The following is a 16169-nucleotide window of genomic DNA, read 5'->3' as shown; positions in this document are numbered from 1 at the left end:
AGCCTGATCGGCACTTGTAAAATGAACAGCGTTGAACCCTACGCCTATCTGTGCGATCTCTTCGTCAGCCTCGCAAACGGCCACCTAGCAAAAGACATCGATGCCCTCATGCCCTGGGCCTACGCCGCCCGCATCAAGGCCTCACAATGAGCTCGTCAGGTACTCTTCGGTGAGCTCATTTGACGGGCCGTAGATCAACCTCAGATCACTGCAACTGAAAAATCGATGGGGCGTGGACGCCGCATACTCGGCCCCTATTGAGTCGGCGCATTGGACGCTGCTAGTCTGATAACGCCTATGTTGTCCTCGATCGCAATCTCGGTGCCGAATTCACGCGACAATCTCTGTAGACGTTCCAGGATCGCCCTCGCGAGGGGTGGAGCAGCGAGACGCGGCACACCTCGGTTGGCCAGTCTCAAAGAGGGACCAAGATCAATCGGGAAAAGTTGTATTGCAGAAAGCTGGTTGTGCTTGAATCGACTGACCGTGATGACGCTCTCATAGTAGACCGGATCTGAAAAATCCGCCGCCATCTCACTAACGGTGACTTCGGCATCTGTATCGGTGCGTGGATCCTTGTTATAGGTATCGAACATGTCAGCTCCCACTGGCGTGCGGAGATCATCCATGATGAAGTTCCCAACGCTATAGAAGATTGGTCGGCCCTTATAGATCTCAATACCTCGCAACTGATGTGGCCCGTGCACGATATATGCGTCAGCGCCAGCATCGATCATTTTGTGAGCGAATGACCGTTCGTAATCAGGGGGCTCTTGGCTCCAGTTTTCGGGCTCGTGGCCATGGTTGGTTACAATGCAAAAGTCTGCGAACTGCTTTCCTCGGCGAACGTTCTGGAGAATGCTCGCGAGGTCTTTTGGATTGACCTCGTAACTCAACGAAACACGCTCACCTAGCTTGTAATTCTTGCCCCCGAGCCTGACCTGATCTTCATCCTCAATGTCCGGCTTCGGTCCCGGCAATGCCCGGCGAATCTGCTTCAGGCTTTCGAGCATTTCTCTCGGAACGACGATACTCTCCGTCAAGCGAAGAGCGTTCAATCCCGGCCTTGCTGGTGCCTCGCCCGCGGAATCGGCCGCGCGAGATAGCGGTAAGTAAGTCGAAGCGAACGAAATCATTGCCACCCTTCCACGCCCGGTCTCCAAAAATCGGGCGGCGCTCGCCTGGGAATGGCTCTCCCCCCCGCCTGCATGAATGATTCCGCACTCATCGAGAATTCGACTCGTCTCGCGCATACCTTCAAGGCCCCAATCGAGCGCGTGGTTGTTTGCGCGGCTCAGAATATTGAATCCCATCACCTTAAGATCAGGACCAAGCTCCGGGACACTAACATGATATGCACCGCCGTATTCCGCCTGAGGACTCCCGTTGAATGATCGGATATCGAAGATGTTCATTTCCAGATTACCAAAGGTGACATCGGCGTCTCGCAGGATTTTTACGATGTCGCCAAACCCAACATCTGCACCTCTGGTCAGGGGGCGAGATACAATGAGATCCCCTACAGCAACCATCGTGAATCCGTCGGATACGTTGGTTGCTGTTGAGCCGACCGTGTCATAGGTTGCACTTGACCTTTTCTGGCAGGTGTCTTTTTCTTCACAATGGTTCGTCATAATGGTCCCTCGGCGATGGAATGTCCGATCAACAACTTTTCAGGCTGGGCGAACTAGCTTCTGGCGGAGCACCTTGTTCTCCACAAGTGTTACCTTAGCTTGCATTGATATTTCTGCGGTTGGCCAGACCGTCAAATCGATTTTTGCCGATCTACAGGCCCTCCTACCACCATTACGAGCTAACTCCATTTGAACTGTTTCTAGTCGGTCACTGTGAGGACCATTTTGGTCTGCGCTTGCGCCATGGAAGTGCCTCCTCCAAGTCACGCGCAATGCGCACCAATGTTGCCTCGTCGCCAATTCGTGCAACTAGTTGAACACCGATCGGCAACCCATTGGAGCTTTGCGCCAACGGCAGAGATACAGACGGATGTCCGGTAACGTTAAATATCCCCAGATATTGATAGAGGGCAGTATCCGCTTCGGCAAATTCCTCATATGAAAGCGTCGCGTTCGTCGTTGAATAGATACTCCCGTGTTCCGGAGGGAAGATGGGCATAGTCGGCGTCAGTAGGATATCGAAGGCATCAATCGCGCCGCTGACTTGCAGCCTTATTTTCCGAATGTTTTCCCCCAAGGTCTGCATATCAACGGGCCGGCCGCGACCAAATTCGAACTTCTTCAGATTCATCGGTTCCAATGTACCTCCGTCGATGTTCCTGGCCAGTGCACGCGCTTCGTCTTCAAGTGATCTGGTAGCCTGGGGAGCACGGCCCATCGAAATCTTGGTCTTGAGTTCTGGATCATACGGTGCGTCAATATCGACGATTATATGCCCCATCTCCTCGAGCATCGAGCCAGTTGTCTCGACTGTTGCAAAGATCTCGGGGTCCACCTCGACCGCGCCCCATTTTGTTCTTGCAATTCCGACGCGAAGATGGCGGGACGGTTGGGACAACTCATATAAATAAGAACGGTTCGGGGGACCAACAATACTCCGCGGAGCCGTCGAGAGAGGATCAGAAAAAACATCCAAAGCAGCAGCCATGTCGCGCACCGAGCGGCAAAGGATGAACTCGCGACTAAAGCCAACGGTAACACTTCCGCAACCCCGCCCATCGAAAATACGAACGGCAGAGGGGTTCAGTCCAATGACGCCGCACCAGGACGCAGGCACGCGGAGTGATCCCCCGCCATCGCTCCCATGGGCTATTGGTGTTATACCGGCGGCCACTGCGGCAGCGGATCCTGAGGACGAGCCCCCTGCGGAACGGCTCAGTTCCCAGGGGTTTCGGGTTATCCCGTACAAAGTTGATTCACTCATTCCAGAGCTTCCGAACTCAGTGAGCGTTGTTCTACCCACCGTCCTCAGACCGGACCTTCGGGCGCGGTGAAAAAAAGCGCTGTCGGACTCGGCTCGGTATCCCCTAAATAACCTGCTTCCTCGTTCCTGTAGGCGGCCTGACTCGCTAGCACCAGCATCTTTGCGAAGGAAAGGCACGCCATGAAACGGCCCGGCGGCGGCGCCTGGGACATTTTCGGCATCATCGTAAAATTCGATTATCGCATTGAGGTGCGGATTGAATCGCTCTGTCGCAATCTGGGCTAGGCGCGCCAACTCTTTAGGCGTCAACTTACCAGTCTCAACCAGCGACGCCAGACCCGTGGCGTCAAACTCAATGTACTCCCCTACATCCATTGTTCGCTCCCCGCACACCGTGAGACACTCAGGGTCATAACGGCAGAACATCTATCTGATCAAAGGGATGAATGCAACATCTGTTGCATCTTTTACTCTGAGATTCAAACGTTGCAGGTCTGGCAATGAGTAATTTCCATGGGTCGCGGGGGACTTTCGTCGCGAAAACTAGACGTGCGTCCGCTCCCTCGCGACCACTGCAACTGTTTCACCTGATGCAATCTTTCCCAAAGTGCGGCGGCAATAAACCAAGCCGGAGATCGGAGCATATTGCACCGAGGGGTCGCTTCCCCTCCAGTCAATCGAGTGTATATGGCCGATTGCCTGCCCGGCTTCCACGAGTTCCCCAATGTCCACAAGGGGTTCAAAGATGCCGCTCTGAGTTGCCTTGCTATAGTGGCGGTCGCTCAAAGCTTCAACGAGCACGCTGCGTCTCGCCCCCCTCCAAGACGGTGTTTCCAGCGCGCCCTGCATTAAGCCGAAATGCTTCATGATATTTCGAACACCGATCTTCGCGACGGCTATAGACTCTGAGGTCGGCATTCCCCCACCGCCAAGTTCGCAGCATCCGAACAGGAGACCCATTTTCTCGACGGTAGTGTCGAGCATACCTTCCGTATTGAATTCCTTAATCAGGATTCCCATTGGCGCTCTAAATGATCGCATCATCTCAATTGTGGCATGAGTACGCTGGGGATCATCTTCAAAGAAGTGGCCCATAATACTCGGAACCATAGAAGTCGTGTACCCGCCTGCATGCAGGTCTAGTGCCGCAATTACGTGGGGTAGGATTGCATTCGTAATGAAGTAAGCAATGCGTTCACTAACGGAGCCATCGCTTTTGCCAGGATAAACGCGATTTAGATCCTTTCCGTCCATTGGAGATGCCCTAGTGCCCATTTCAATGGCCGGTGGGTTAATTATCGGCATGATCACGACGCCACCATTCGACAGATCTGAAGGTTCAAGCTCTCGAGCGAGCTTGAGGAGAGCAGTGGAGCCCTCGTACTCATCCCCGTGACACCCGCCTGCAAACAAAACAAGCGGACCAGGTCCCGAACGGACAATTGTCATGGGAAGTTCGACTGGAGTTCCCTGACCCGTGGAGATAGCCAGCTTGGAGCGGTGCTTTCCAACTTGATCTGGGTTGATCCCCGTGAGCCTTTGCAGGAGAGTTAAGTCGCGCATTCTGTTTTCCTATCGCGGGCCGACGACCTCGGATAAGCAAGGTGCATCGGCGTTCATGTTACCCGTTTTCGGGCGTACCCTTCGATAATGCTGGTGATCCCCCAGAACGAGCGGCCAGAAAATTGCTACATCGGACTGGGTTGAAGCCACGCGCAGCACCGGCCGCGAAATGCCGCCGATGGCAAAGGAAGCGCCCTGCTTCTCGGGCAACGGTGTCAGGAGCTAGCGCGGGGTGTGCGAGGCGCTATTCGCGCAATAAGCGTGTCAACGCAACCATTTGGGGTGCAATAATTGGTTCACTCGCGGAAGCTGACGCGATTGGATGCGAAGCGAACCGTGCAATCAACAATTCATGATCGGGCAGAACGTACAACCGCTGCCCATGGATTCCTGCTGCTAGGAAGCCACCCATCTCCTTGGGCGCGCCCCACCACATGCTGCGATACTCGTCTGCGTTGACAGATCTAGTGAGGTCGGTGTGCTGCTGCACGTCTTGCACCACAGAAGCCGGTATCAGTTGCTTTCCGCCCCAAGCGCCCTCTCGACGCATCAACTCACCGAAGCGCGCCATGTCGCGTAATGTCGCCGACAACCCTGCCCCGGCGATCGCCGTGCCAGCGGCGTCGGTGAGGATGTATCCGTCTTCTTCGCATCCAAGAGGCGCCCAGAGGCGTTCGTGAAGCAGATCTGCGAACGCGCGGCCAGTCACTCGCTCCAGTACCCACGTCATCACTTCCGTATTGACGGTTTTATAAGCGAGTGCCTTGCCGTGCGCGCCATTCTTAGTGATGGTCTTCAAGTAGTCATATATCGTTTTTGGCCCATCGTAATTACCGGACCGAGGACGCCAACCAGAGGCGCGTGCATATTTCCACACGCTCGCATCGCTATCAGAATACTCCTCCGAGTAATTCAGCCCCGTTCGCATGTCCATAACTTGCCGCAGCGTCGCATCTTCCCACGCTGTGCCCCGAAGCTCGGGCAAATACGAAAGAATCGTATTCTGGTCATCAAGTACGCCTTCGTGGACAAACGAGGCGGCGAGAGTGCCCGCGTAAGACTTCGTGATCGAGTGGCACGCATGAGGTAGGTGTCGTTGAAGAGCACCAAAGTAGCGCTCGTAAATGATGCGGCCACGGCGGAGTACCAGAAAGCCATCCGTATACGTATCGAACAACGCGTCCGCAAAGGTTCGCACACGGCCATTCATATCGGTGAATGTCAAAGCGTCAATTGTCTCGCTCATGTCTTCATATTCCAACGGCGACGACACGCTTCCGCCCCGCCTTACGTTGAGCGTGGGCCTTAGTTCGCGCATGTGCGACAGCGACCATCGGATTTGTGGGAAATCGAGAAATGTGTCACTTTCGTAGGTGACGCACTTTTCTGCAACTGATGGCGCACCATTCATTAACCCGAGTTCTCGAGGATCGGACGCCCGCCCATCCAGGAATAATTGTCCACCAAGTTCGATACTACCCATAGAAGGTTCCTCTTGACTTCATGCAGAGTCTGGCTCAGCAGAATTCCTATGTTTCTCCTCCCGTCAGAACTTCATCAGGTGGAGGTGTGCATTTAACAGAGCACCATTTCTCCGCGGTGTTCTGCGATCTCGTCAACATTTTGCCCTGTCGGTGCCTGCCGGTGAAAAAACGGTGATAAGCAGCACGGCACAACGAAGCATCGAAGCGGTGTCCCAGGGGACTTGCCGCACGCGTTGCATCAAGTTCGCGGCGTCCGCCTGTCCGAAGGATCCTACAAGAGGTACCTTTAGGTAGATGGTGATCGCGTGATGGTCGCGCGCTGTCTCGTCAGCTTGCTTCTCCGGACTCGAGTCCAATTATTCTCGATGAAGGCTGCCGCGGCTGCTACTGCTTCCGGCATTCACCTAATGTTTGATGATTTGGCTGAGGAAGAGCTTCGTCCTGTCATGTTGGGGGTTGGTAAAGAAGTCATTCGGAGCGGCTTCTTCGACGATCTGCCCCTTGTCCATGAAGATCACCCGGTCAGCGACCGCTCGAGCGAAACTCATTTCGTGCGTCACGCAAACCATCGTCATACCATCGCGGGCGAGGCTCGTCATGGTTTCCAGCACTTCGGAAACCATTTCCGGGTCAAGGGCCGAAGTGGGCTCGTCAAATAACATAACCGCAGGTTCCATACAGAGTGACCGGGCGATCGCCACGCGCTGTTGCTGGCCGCCGGAAAGCTGAACCGGGTACTTATTTGCCTGTTCAGGGATTCGCACACGTTCAAGGAACTTCAGCGCAGTCTTCTTGGCCTTAGCTTCGGGCACGCCCTTGATCCACATCGGAGCAGCCATGCAATTCATCAGCACCGTCATGTGCGGGAATAGATTAAAGTGCTGGAATACCATCCCGACGTTCTTGCGCACCTCCTTGACGTCTCGCATCTTGTTGTAGAGCCTGATGCCAGTGACGGTGATCTCGCCTTCCTGATGTGCTTCCAGTCGATTAAAGCATCGGATTAGCGTCGACTTGCCAGAACCAGAGGGGCCACAGATGACAATGCGTTCGCCTTTGCGAACCGTGAGATTGACATCCGTCAATGCTTTAAACACACCGTACCACTTGGAGACGTTGGTTGCTTCGATGATCTTATCGGAACTCATTGTAGCCTGTAGTGGGTTTGCCGACGCTTGGTCCGAAGTTGACTGAGCGCCCTGCCGGTTAATGGTGACCTCTGAAGCCTTGCCTTTATCGAGACCGTCTCTGAGATGATGTATGGTAGCCAATGTCATCGTACCTTACTCCTTGCATAATGACGTTCGATCCTGGACTGGACCACTTCCAGGCAGACGGACAAGATCCAATAGATGACAGCAGCGGCAATCAACATTTCCAAGTGATGGAAGGTTGGCTGGCCGATCGTGCGGGCAAGAAACGTCAGTTCCCAAACACCAAGGACAGATACAAGCGAACTGTCCTTCAGCATCCCAATGAACATATTTCCCATTGGCGGGATAATCACGGGGAGCGCTTGAGGCAGGATTATCCTGCGCATAGTGAGGCCAAAGCCGAAGCCCATAGATCGGGATGCCTCCCACTGACCGCGATCAATGCTCGCGATGCCAGATCGGAAGATTTCCGTCATGTATGCTCCGACGCATAGCGACAGGGCCAAGATGCCTGATGGGACGGCGTCCATCACAATGCCCAACTGGGGCAGTCCGAGATAGATCAAGTAGATCTGCATCAGAAGCGGCATGCCACGGAAAAAGGAAGTGTAGAAGCTGGCAACACCGTAAGCAAAGCCGTTGGTAGAAAGCTTTGCTATCGCAGCTGCGATTCCGATCATCGATGAGAAGATGAGGGAAATCGCCGAGACATACAGTGTTGTAACGACACCTTGGGAAATCAAGAAGGGAAGCTTATCCCAAATGAATGGTACACTGAGATCAAAGACCTGGAAGAACCCGATGAACAAGATGAGGAGCTCGAGCCAGACTACGCCGATCTGTATCTTTATCGGCGCAAAGCCGATCAGCACCAGATTGAAACTGAACATAATCGAGATTGTGAAAGCGATCGCGAAACGCCCGTAAAAACCGCTTTCCAGCGGATTGCCTATAACCGGGCGCATAACCTCGCCCATTGTAGTGCCCGTGAGATTAATTGCCATGAAAATTGCGAGCACGACCGCGAAAATTGAGGCGATAAACCATGGCTTATGTACAAGTACTTCGGATTCAACTGTATCCGGATAAAGCATGTAAATGTCCTTCCGATGAATGGAAGACGAAGCTTGGCCGCAGCTTCACCAACTCACTTTCCCGTGGTGTAGTCCGACCCGTACCACTTCAAGGAAATCTTGGAGAGGGTGCCATCATCTCTCATGCTCTTGATGGCTTCGGCGACCTTATCGTTGAACTCCTTGTCCCCCTTAAGGATGGCGATCGCTCCGGGGGTAGCGGCAAGGGACGCTCCAATGATCTTGAGTGGATAGCCGGACTTGATGGCCTGTTTCGCACCTTGATCATCGGTCACCCAGCCGTCCAGACGGACACCGTCGCCAAGGCGAAGGTCGTCCGATGCACTGGGGGTGCCTTCGTAGCTCCTCACTTCGCCGGGCGTAAATTCATACTGCACGGGTGGAGCGCCATAGATTTCTAGCGTATGTTTAGCGTAGGATTCTTCCGAAGATCCTGCCGTGACACCGATCAGCTTGCCATTGAGATCAGCAGGCTTGGTCGCCTTGCTATCCTTATGAACCACGGCGACAGTGTTGTAGTAGATGTACACACCGGGGAAGTCGAATTTTTCCGCACGCGCTTTGGTCGGGACCATCTGACCCATGGTAAGGTCCCAGCGGCCTTCCCACTTCGCTGATGTCACGATATTCCAGTCCGGCGTAACAAATTTGATGTTAACGCCAAGGTATTTCGCCACGCCTTTAGCAACCTCAACGTCGAAGCCGTCAAGCTCGCCCTTGTCATTTACGAACGAAGCCGGCGGCCAGCCTACCGACGTCGCCACTGTCAGCGTCTTTTTGGCTAGGACGCGATCAAGTACTTCGCCAGCATGAGCCGAAACAGAACACGCGAGCGACAAAAGTGCTACCGCTGCGGTGGCGGCTAATCTTGCCAGGAATCTGTTCATACCTTGTTCCCCTTTTGCTGAGTTTCTTAGCCGGAAGCGCTACGCGCCCAAAGCTCGTTACGCGGACCAGACCACTAGGGCACTCCTGATCCAGAACAATCACTATCGCAAGGAGCGATACTATGCAACATTTGTTTTATATGATCATTGATAATTCAAACGTATCATTTGTGGAGACAGTTTCGCTTGCCAAATACTAGCGTTCGCGGGAGGCTAAAGACTTTTCTCCCGGCGCGGTTCAGACCGCACCGCGCCATCAGATCGAAGAAAGCCCTATTGTGCGCGGTGCGCTCCAATAACCGGATCCGCAGCTACTACAATCGCCAAGTTCTACCCTAGCCAACCCTGACCTGGAACTCGTTACCGACTTTCGGCCCTGCATTCGGTAAACTTTCCTCCCTATTGCCCCGTGAGGAAGAGCGCTAGGGAAGCTTTCGCCCTTGGTTCCTCGAATCCGGGGCGGGCCGTGCCACCGCCAGATCGTCCAAGGTCATCGTCCACGATCTGAACGGTCCCCCAACCTAACCGTCGAGCGCGTTCAACCAGGCTGTACTGCCGTCTTTGGGGCGGTGATCTTACTCATCATTTGCCTCCCGTTCGGCGTCGACTCCAGCTCGGCGGGCAGCTCTGCCGCCGCTTCCGTCAGCAATAGTTGCAGGAGTGTTAATACTTTCGCGCGTTGGGTGTCGCTCAGATCCATCGGCCGGGCTGTGACGAACAGATCCATTGCATGCGAAATTGCTTTCTCATGCCCTATCCCTTTGGCTTTTGCGTCGGGCAATAGGTTACGAGAGAATCAAGGAAAGCGCGCTCGTTCAACGAGCTTCGCTGCCAAAAGGCGCGGCTCGGCGACGAGCTCGATCGAACTTGCCGCAGAATCAAACATCCTTGCGAGGATTTGAAATGAACCATCATGTGCCAGTCGAATGAGCAGGTAGTGAATACCGTCGTGCTCATGGTTGCCAGTTACAAATAGGGTTTGGTCAACCAATGGGTGAAAGGGATAAGTGAACTTTGCTTCAAAAGCCAGAAACCCGGGTTTATGAACCCGGCTCGGACACCCTGTTGCAGACCGCCAAGACAAAGGAGTCGATCCTCTCGCCTCGCTGACACCAACGTTAGTTCGGATGGCCAACCGATGGAGCGCTCAAGATTTAGAGGCTCTGATGCCTTGGAACTTCGAGCAAGACGCTATCGGCTGACCGCTTGCAAAGCCAAGGCAAAGGACATTGCTGCGCAATCGACATTTGGGAATTTCCAACAGATCGCGGGACTGGCGCATGACCAATGACGCTGAACAGATTCGCCAACAGCCGCACGTCATAGTCACGTCGCCATATGATCGCTGCGTCAAGCCTTTGATCACCCGCTCGGAATGGTGTCAAGCCATCGAGCATTATGCAGAAGGCTTCACCATGACCTTGCCAAATCCCTTATTTAAGAAGCTGGCGAATCGAAAAACAACTACCCATTGCGGTCGCTTGAGTTTGGGTAAGAAGCGGTGAAAGTTTCAACTCTGGCGAATGAGACGTCTCGCCAGAATAAGGAACTCGCACGCTCGACGGAACCTGAGAGATTAGAAATGCCTCTAGATCAAGAATTTTCCCCGTCCATAATCCGGACAGCGACGCCTGCGGATGTGGATAGCCTGAGCACAGTTGGTTCAGCGGCATATGCAGCCGCTTATGGATGTCTGTGGAATAGTAGCGCGGCCTTGGCAAACCAACTCGCGACTTTTAATGCTAACGCGTTTGCAAAGCTGTTGAAGCGGGCCGATACAAGGCTATGGGTCGCGCAGCTAGATGGTTCAATTGTAGGGTTTCTCACCATGATAATTGGCTCTACGAATCCCATTACGCAAGAGGCCAGTGGTGCAGAAATATCAAGAATTTATCTCCTACCAGGGGCTCAAAGACTTGGACTAGGCAGACAACTCCTTAATTCGGCAATTGCTGAGGCGCGAAAAGAGAAGCTTGGTCATATGTGGCTCGAAGCCATAGTCTCTGTCAAATTCGCAAGGAGCGCCTATCTCAAATGGGGCTTTTCAGACCTTGGCATCATACGCTTTAACAAGTCGGTTTGTGGTGGACTGTTGGATACGATGATAATGATAAAATACCTTGAATGAAGTAATCCTCCGGCGGGCCGATTGTGGTGACAGGTGCGCGCCGCGCTTAGCAGGACGGAACCTCCCGGCCATGATCCAGTTCAAGAAATCCAACATTAGCCGCTGGAGCGGCGAACCGGCAGATTGAGCGCTATGCCTAAAACGGCATCGACCTCAGCGGTTCGAGGTTCTCCGACAAAGTCACAGCGTGCGCTATAGATGGGGTATTCGGCTTGCCCCCATCCGTATCGGGCGTGGGGTGCTGCACTTCGAGTGATGGTAAAGTGAGGTCTTGCTTTACAACTCACCCAAGCATCGGAAAGGAGTACGCATACGGCATGGACCACAGGAATTCGCATGACGCGCGTGCTATTGTTGTCTGATGGATATCGACGAAGACAAGATCGATGACGCTGTGCTGGCGCTGCATAACAGATATCGAGCCTGGAAGGGAGAGCTGGCTCGGGAAATTTGAACAGCCGGGATAAGTGGAATTTCTGCCTGAATTTGGCTTAGATGCCAGAAACAGGAGAGAGCATGACAAGACGACCGCGCCGGAACCACAGCCCGGCTTTCAAGGCGAAGGTGGCTCTTGCCGCCATCAGGGGCGAGCAGACGCTGGTGGAATTATCCCAGCAGTTCGACGTGCACGCCAATCAGATCAAACAGTGGAAAGACCAGCTCCTTGAGGGGGCCACCGGCGTTTTTGGCGATGAAGCCAAGGCGGAACCGGCGGCCCCAACCGTGGATGTCAAAACCCTGCATGCCAAGTTTGGAGAACTGACGCTGGAGAATGATTTTTTATCCGGTGCGCTCGGCAAAGCCGGACTGCTGAGCGGAAAGAAATGATCAACCGCGAGCACAAACTGTCGGTCGTCCGCCAGGCGAAGCTTCTCGGCTTCAGTCGTGGTAGCCTCTATTATCCGCCGCGTCCTGTGTCAGACGGCGATCTGACCCTGATGCGGCGGATCGACGAACTGCATCTCGATTAAACGAAGCCCCGCGGTTCAGCATGTAGTCGAACGCCTTGGCCAGATCATTGTCGCGGGAAAGCTTGGCACGTTGCTCGCGCATCCAAACGTCCATGTCTGATATCAGGGGCTTGCTATGCTGCTGACGGGTCGCTTTGCGCTCATCAGCCGTCTGGCCATTGATTTGACGTTCGATCTCGAACAGCGCATCGATCCGACGGACCATCTCGATGGCGATCGGCGAGATGACGGCAAGCGCAAAGCGTTCGACCTGCCGGTTCAACGGGATGTGTTGGCCGAACTTGTCGCACAGGATCATCGCCAGAAGGCTCGGACCTGCCCAGCCCCTGGGGATGACATGGAAAGGTGCCGGCGCCTGGCTGATCTTCTCACAGTCGCGGCAGCTGAACTTTTCGCGCACCGTCGCAGCACCGGGCATTGCGATTGCCGCGTCCGCCGCCTGTTGTACCTTCACCGGGACGAAGGCGCGTGGCTCCTCCAGTCTCTCTGCAACGCCAAACTCGCGACGCCACCGATAAACCAGTGACCGATCAACGTCGTAACGTCGCGCAACATCCGTCACTGTCGTTTCGCCGCTCAAAGTCTCTGAAACAATCGCCTCTTTGGCAGCCCGCGTAAACTTCCGCCGCCGGTACGGTCCCGGTCCGAATCTCAAGCTGATGAATAGACACGTCGTTATCCTCGTTGTTAGCAACGTGGCGATAGCGCTCACCTCAGCAAAACAACGGCATCAGTCTAACAAAACAAGGCGGTTCTCGGCGTGGGGATACAAAACGGCGTTCTTCACGGGCGACGAAACCCTTCCAGGCTCGATACCTGTCATGCAGCGTCAGCCATCGCAGCGCCAGCACAGCGTTATCGATCTTGTCTTTGTGGATATCCATCAGACAACAACAGCACGCACGTCATGCGAATTCCTGTGGTCTGCTCCGTATGCGTACGATCCGATGCGCCTAGAAAATATAGTGACGAAATGGTGCACGGCCTCAGCGGGACGAGGATGGCACAACCAATTTCACGATTCCGCCGTATCGAATGTCTGGAGCAATTGTCGGCGGTAGCTACGGTACATAAGAAGATTTACACAAATTTTACGACACAAAATTGCCGGCAATGATACGCTCATCTGAGTTTAAGCTAGCTGAAAATAGCCGGTAATCAACGTCAATTCTCGCTACATTGGAGGCCAACGCTGATGACAAAAAGAGCGCTCGTCCTTATTGAAGGGGACAGGGGTAATGGCCCACTATATATTCAAGCCGCGCGGCGTCTTGGCCTCCATCCGATTACCTTGTCGTCCGACCCAATCCGGTATGGCTATCTTGCAGCGGAAAAGGCGGAAGCAATCCATGTTGACACCGACGACCTCCATGCTTTGATCCGCGAATGTTCGCGCCTGCGTGGAAGCTATGACATTGTTGGCATCACCGGCTTTACAGCCTTAGATGAGTCACTGTATGTGACTGTGGCCAAGCTCTGTCGGTATTTCGACCTACCGGGGCCGGATCCCGCCTCGATTGAACAATGCTGCGACAAGTGCGCTCAACGACAACTCCTCGCACAGGCCAACGTTCCGATACCAGCTTATAGGGTAGCAACAAATGCCGCTGACGTAAAATACTCTGCTACGGAGATCGGCATGCCAGTGATCGTTAAGCCGGCTGCAGGAAGTGGCAGCACTGGTGTTCGATTATGCCGTGATGGCGATGAGTTGGCCGAACATACTACCTATCTGCTCGACGGAACATACATATGGCAATCGTCGCCGAAGATATTGGTTGAGGAGTTCATACTGGGGCCATACTATTGCACTGCGGCGATGGAAAATAAGGTCATAGGGATTGCGTCTGCAGCCTTCTGCCCGCCACCTTATTTCGTCTTTCGTGAGACTACTTTTCCGGCTGCACTAAGCCATGACGACTATGCGCGGATTGCTGACGTTTCTCTTAGCTCTTTGAGAGCTCTCGACCTCAGTTGGGGGCCAACGAACATTGAACTCCGGTGGACGAAGCGGGGACCGGTCGTTATTGAAGTTAATCCACGTATCGTTGGCGCGCCCGATCCTCGATTGATCCGGTTGGCTTACGGGGTCGACCTGATCAGCGAGCACATCAAACTTGTCATCGGCGCGGCATGGGATGCGCGCGCAACGCATTCGCAAATTGCGACCGCACGGAACCTTGTTCCTAATAGTGATGGCATCCTTAAATGGATCAAGGGTGCCAGCCGAGCAACTGCGATACCAGGTGTGATCGAGGTCAACTTTTACATCGAACCGAATACGCAGATTGTGAGAAAAGGTAATTACCAAGATCGAATCGGACATGTCATCGCCGCTTCTCCCAGCCATTCTGAGACTGAGGAGATCCTTCAGCATGCCGTAAATCTCATAAGATGGTCGATTACATCGTTTCCGACTGCTGGCGAACAGGAACAATCGTAGCCCTCACCTCTCCTCGAACGCAAGAAGCGCCAGATCGGCCCATTTTCTTTCGCCAATGGACATGACACGCCAAAGGCTGGCCCTGAAGCTTGCTACGTTCATTCCTTGACAATTGCAACTCAAGTGTGAATTTCCGCGCACCTTCTGTAATTGAGTGCTCTTTGGCACAAGCTGTCCACCTAAAAGAGGTGGACAGCTTGTGATGGACGAAGATCAAAAACTTGCCGTGCGGCTGTTGGTCGGAATGGGCGACGCCTTTTCGATCAATGATCGTAGGACCGCCTGTTGCGGCCTGCGTTGTGCCTTGAGCCGGGCGCATCGGTATCGAAACTTGCCGCTTACATGGAGTCAACGCGAACCTCGTTTGGAAATGGATCAAGAAACACACCCTCGCCCATCCGTTAGCGCGGTCTTCGACATCGGCGTTTATTCCGGTTGTCAGATCACTGCGGCGAGCAGCAAGTTTTACATTGAGATGCCTACCACGGATCGCGAAGGGCTGCCGCCGAGGGCGGAGAGGGTCGTTCCGGTGGCCTTTCCGGCGAGGGTGTGCTGGAACGCATAATCTCCGGCAAAGTGAAAGCCGACCGGATGAAAACCCCCTTTCCGTGGGATTGGAAGGCGCGACGCGAGGACATTGCAGATCGGGAGCGACGGGCGGCATGACACAGAACAGCCAAGGGACGACGACACGACCGAAGCTCGATGACGAGGCGTTCGAAGCCTTCGTTAGAGCACGTCGTCCCGTGTGTCACCGGTCTGGTCGATGAGCGATCTCGACGGCTATCTCACAGCTCTCATCATCGGCCAGAAGTTTATCGACCCACGTCAGTGGATCCCGGAGCTGACTGGTCCGGGGGCCCTGCTTTCTGCTACGACGTAAACTTATAAAAATGCTTGGCGTTTATGGCGCGCTGTGATTCACAGGTTTCCGAATAAGGAAGCCTTTAATGACACGTCGTCGCTACGAACTGACCGACCACGAATCGCCGTTGTTGCCCAACAAGCTACGAGGCGTTGCCCGCGTTGATGATCGGCGGGTACTGAATGGCATTTTCTGGCGGTTTCGAACGGGCTAGCCCTGGGCGGAAGTCCCGGAACGCGATGGCCCGCCGACCACCTGTTACAACCGCTTAGTCCGCTGGCGGAAAGCCGTGGTCTGGGATCGGCTTCTTGAAGCGGTATCTGAGGCCTACGATGGCGACATCGTCATGATCGACTCGACCTGTGTCCGCGTTCACCAGCACGCGGCCACGGGAAAAAAGGGGATGGAGACGATGGCGGCATGGGACGTTCCCGCGGCGGACTTATACCGCGTCCCGTTTAACTTGACTCTTTGGCCTTCCCAAAACGCGGTGAATCTGAATCTCTGGAGCAAACCGGAGGTCTGCGATGCGATCAGGGATTTCATTGCGTGAGGATTTTGACGGAGAAGGTCTGCGGCGGCTGGCGCGGCAGACGAAGGACGCCGCCCAGGCACGACGTTTGTTGGCGCTCGCGTCGATCTATGACGGAGGCTCGCGTTCCGATGCCGCCCGTCTCGGCAA

13 protein-coding genes and 8 pseudogenes are annotated in these 16169 nt (G+C 54.3%); 9 read left to right on the top strand and 12 right to left on the bottom strand.

The window, feature by feature from the left end:
- The coding region (locus tag QDY28_RS29905; RefSeq protein WP_331384777.1) for a transposase domain-containing protein at window positions 1-150 on the top strand (150 nt) is incomplete at its 5' end.
- A 104-nt stretch (window positions 151-254) separates the two neighbouring features.
- On the opposite strand, the gene QDY28_RS29900 is transcribed toward QDY28_RS29905, so the two are convergent.
- From QDY28_RS29900 to QDY28_RS29860, 9 genes are all read right to left on the bottom strand, one after another.
- Entirely contained in the window at window positions 255-1634 is a 1380-nt protein-coding gene (locus QDY28_RS29900) for a CapA family protein (protein WP_184806219.1), read from the bottom strand.
- Between the two features lie 208 nt (window positions 1635-1842).
- Window positions 1843-3273: an amidase gene (locus tag QDY28_RS29895; protein ID WP_184806222.1), complete on the bottom strand. Its 1431-nt coding sequence runs from the start codon at window positions 3271-3273 to the stop codon at window positions 1843-1845.
- A 168-nt stretch (window positions 3274-3441) separates the two neighbouring features.
- Window positions 3442-4461, bottom strand: a complete 1020-nt coding sequence (locus tag QDY28_RS29890; RefSeq protein WP_184806225.1) for a succinylglutamate desuccinylase/aspartoacylase family protein — start codon at window positions 4459-4461, stop codon at window positions 3442-3444.
- Between the two features lie 244 nt (window positions 4462-4705).
- Window positions 4706-5944 carry a serine hydrolase domain-containing protein gene (locus QDY28_RS29885; RefSeq protein ID WP_184806228.1) on the bottom strand — a complete coding sequence of 413 codons (1239 nt, stop codon included), beginning with the start codon at window positions 5942-5944 and terminating at the stop codon, window positions 4706-4708.
- A 405-nt stretch (window positions 5945-6349) separates the two neighbouring features.
- Window positions 6350-7093 (bottom strand): amino acid ABC transporter ATP-binding protein, encoded by a 744-nt coding sequence (locus QDY28_RS29880; protein WP_210320799.1) that lies wholly within the window; start codon window positions 7091-7093, stop codon window positions 6350-6352.
- Window positions 7094-7218: 125 nt separating this feature from the next.
- Window positions 7219-8193 (bottom strand): amino acid ABC transporter permease, encoded by a 975-nt coding sequence (locus tag QDY28_RS29875; RefSeq protein WP_184806230.1) that lies wholly within the window; start codon window positions 8191-8193, stop codon window positions 7219-7221.
- A gap of 53 nt (window positions 8194-8246) precedes the next feature.
- On the bottom strand, window positions 8247-9080 hold the full coding sequence (locus QDY28_RS29870) for a transporter substrate-binding domain-containing protein (RefSeq protein WP_184806231.1): 834 nt from the start codon (window positions 9078-9080) through the stop codon (window positions 8247-8249).
- A 538-nt stretch (window positions 9081-9618) separates the two neighbouring features.
- Window positions 9619-9807 carry a hypothetical protein gene (locus QDY28_RS29865; protein WP_184806233.1) on the bottom strand — a complete coding sequence of 63 codons (189 nt, stop codon included), beginning with the start codon at window positions 9805-9807 and terminating at the stop codon, window positions 9619-9621.
- Window positions 9808-9876: 69 nt separating this feature from the next.
- Complete coding sequence (locus QDY28_RS29860) at window positions 9877-10071, bottom strand: hypothetical protein (protein WP_246802378.1); 195 nt, start codon at window positions 10069-10071, stop codon at window positions 9877-9879.
- 289 nt (window positions 10072-10360) lie between these two features.
- On the opposite strand from QDY28_RS29860, the gene QDY28_RS29850 reads away from it, so the two are divergent.
- The 4 genes and pseudogenes from QDY28_RS29850 to QDY28_RS29840 all read left to right on the top strand — a co-directional run.
- Complete coding sequence (locus tag QDY28_RS29850) at window positions 10361-10585, top strand: hypothetical protein (protein ID WP_184806235.1); 225 nt, start codon at window positions 10361-10363, stop codon at window positions 10583-10585.
- On the top strand, window positions 10582-11208 hold the full coding sequence (locus QDY28_RS29845) for a GNAT family N-acetyltransferase (RefSeq protein ID WP_184806237.1): 627 nt from the start codon (window positions 10582-10584) through the stop codon (window positions 11206-11208). The genes QDY28_RS29850 and QDY28_RS29845 overlap by 4 nt, the downstream gene beginning before the upstream one ends.
- Before the next feature lie 361 nt (window positions 11209-11569).
- Window positions 11570-11641, top strand: a pseudogene (locus tag QDY28_RS31155) (DUF6429 family protein); the annotation flags it as partial.
- Between the two features lie 83 nt (window positions 11642-11724).
- Window positions 11725-12176 (top strand): annotated as a pseudogene (locus tag QDY28_RS29840) (IS3 family transposase); the annotation flags it as partial.
- Here the strand turns inward: QDY28_RS29840 and QDY28_RS29835 are convergent.
- From QDY28_RS29835 to QDY28_RS31150, 3 pseudogenes are all read right to left on the bottom strand, one after another.
- Window positions 12172-12582 (bottom strand): annotated as a pseudogene (locus QDY28_RS29835) (IS66 family transposase); the annotation flags it as partial. The pseudogenes QDY28_RS29840 and QDY28_RS29835 sit on opposite strands and share 5 nt — an antisense overlap.
- A 99-nt stretch (window positions 12583-12681) precedes the next feature.
- Window positions 12682-12891 (bottom strand): annotated as a pseudogene (locus tag QDY28_RS29830) (transposase); the annotation flags it as partial.
- Window positions 12892-12973: 82 nt separating this feature from the next.
- Window positions 12974-13063 (bottom strand): annotated as a pseudogene (locus QDY28_RS31150) (DUF6429 family protein); the annotation flags it as partial.
- A 311-nt stretch (window positions 13064-13374) separates the two neighbouring features.
- Here QDY28_RS31150 and QDY28_RS29825 point away from each other — a divergent pair.
- The 4 genes and pseudogenes from QDY28_RS29825 to QDY28_RS29810 all read left to right on the top strand — a co-directional run.
- On the top strand, window positions 13375-14622 hold the full coding sequence (locus QDY28_RS29825) for an ATP-grasp domain-containing protein (RefSeq protein WP_184806239.1): 1248 nt from the start codon (window positions 13375-13377) through the stop codon (window positions 14620-14622).
- Window positions 14623-15284: 662 nt separating this feature from the next.
- Window positions 15285-15487, top strand: a pseudogene (locus tag QDY28_RS29820) (UPF0149 family protein); the annotation flags it as partial.
- A gap of 85 nt (window positions 15488-15572) precedes the next feature.
- Window positions 15573-15940 (top strand): annotated as a pseudogene (locus QDY28_RS29815) (IS5 family transposase); the annotation flags it as partial.
- Window positions 15941-16014: 74 nt separating this feature from the next.
- Window positions 16015-16169 (top strand): annotated as a pseudogene (locus QDY28_RS29810) (IS630 family transposase); the annotation flags it as partial.

Source organism: Rhizobium sp. BR 362, assembly GCF_036528765.1.
Taxonomy (GTDB): domain Bacteria; phylum Pseudomonadota; class Alphaproteobacteria; order Rhizobiales; family Rhizobiaceae; genus Rhizobium.
The sequence above is the reverse complement of the archived record's forward strand: the minus strand, read 5'-3'. Positions and strand labels throughout refer to the sequence as shown.

What these genes read in the sequence shown, in the direction of transcription:
- QDY28_RS29825 (WP_184806239.1), top strand. Translation starts at nt 13,375, where the DNA reads ATGACAAAAAGAGCGCTCGTCCTTATTGAAGGGGACAGGGGTAATGGC.
- QDY28_RS29850 (WP_184806235.1), top strand. Translation starts at nt 10,361, where the DNA reads ATGACCAATGACGCTGAACAGATTCGCCAACAGCCGCACGTCATAGTC.
- QDY28_RS29890 (WP_184806225.1), bottom strand. Translation starts at nt 4,461, where the DNA reads ATGCGCGACTTAACTCTCCTGCAAAGGCTCACGGGGATCAACCCAGAT.
- QDY28_RS29870 (WP_184806231.1), bottom strand. Translation starts at nt 9,080, where the DNA reads ATGAACAGATTCCTGGCAAGATTAGCCGCCACCGCAGCGGTAGCACTT.
- QDY28_RS29900 (WP_184806219.1), bottom strand. Translation starts at nt 1,634, where the DNA reads ATGACGAACCATTGTGAAGAAAAAGACACCTGCCAGAAAAGGTCAAGT.
- QDY28_RS29875 (WP_184806230.1), bottom strand. Translation starts at nt 8,193, where the DNA reads ATGCTTTATCCGGATACAGTTGAATCCGAAGTACTTGTACATAAGCCA.
- QDY28_RS29865 (WP_184806233.1), bottom strand. Translation starts at nt 9,807, where the DNA reads ATGGATCTGTTCGTCACAGCCCGGCCGATGGATCTGAGCGACACCCAA.
- QDY28_RS29895 (WP_184806222.1), bottom strand. Translation starts at nt 3,273, where the DNA reads ATGGATGTAGGGGAGTACATTGAGTTTGACGCCACGGGTCTGGCGTCG.
- QDY28_RS29880 (WP_210320799.1), bottom strand. Translation starts at nt 7,093, where the DNA reads ATGAGTTCCGATAAGATCATCGAAGCAACCAACGTCTCCAAGTGGTAC.
- QDY28_RS29885 (WP_184806228.1), bottom strand. Translation starts at nt 5,944, where the DNA reads ATGGGTAGTATCGAACTTGGTGGACAATTATTCCTGGATGGGCGGGCG.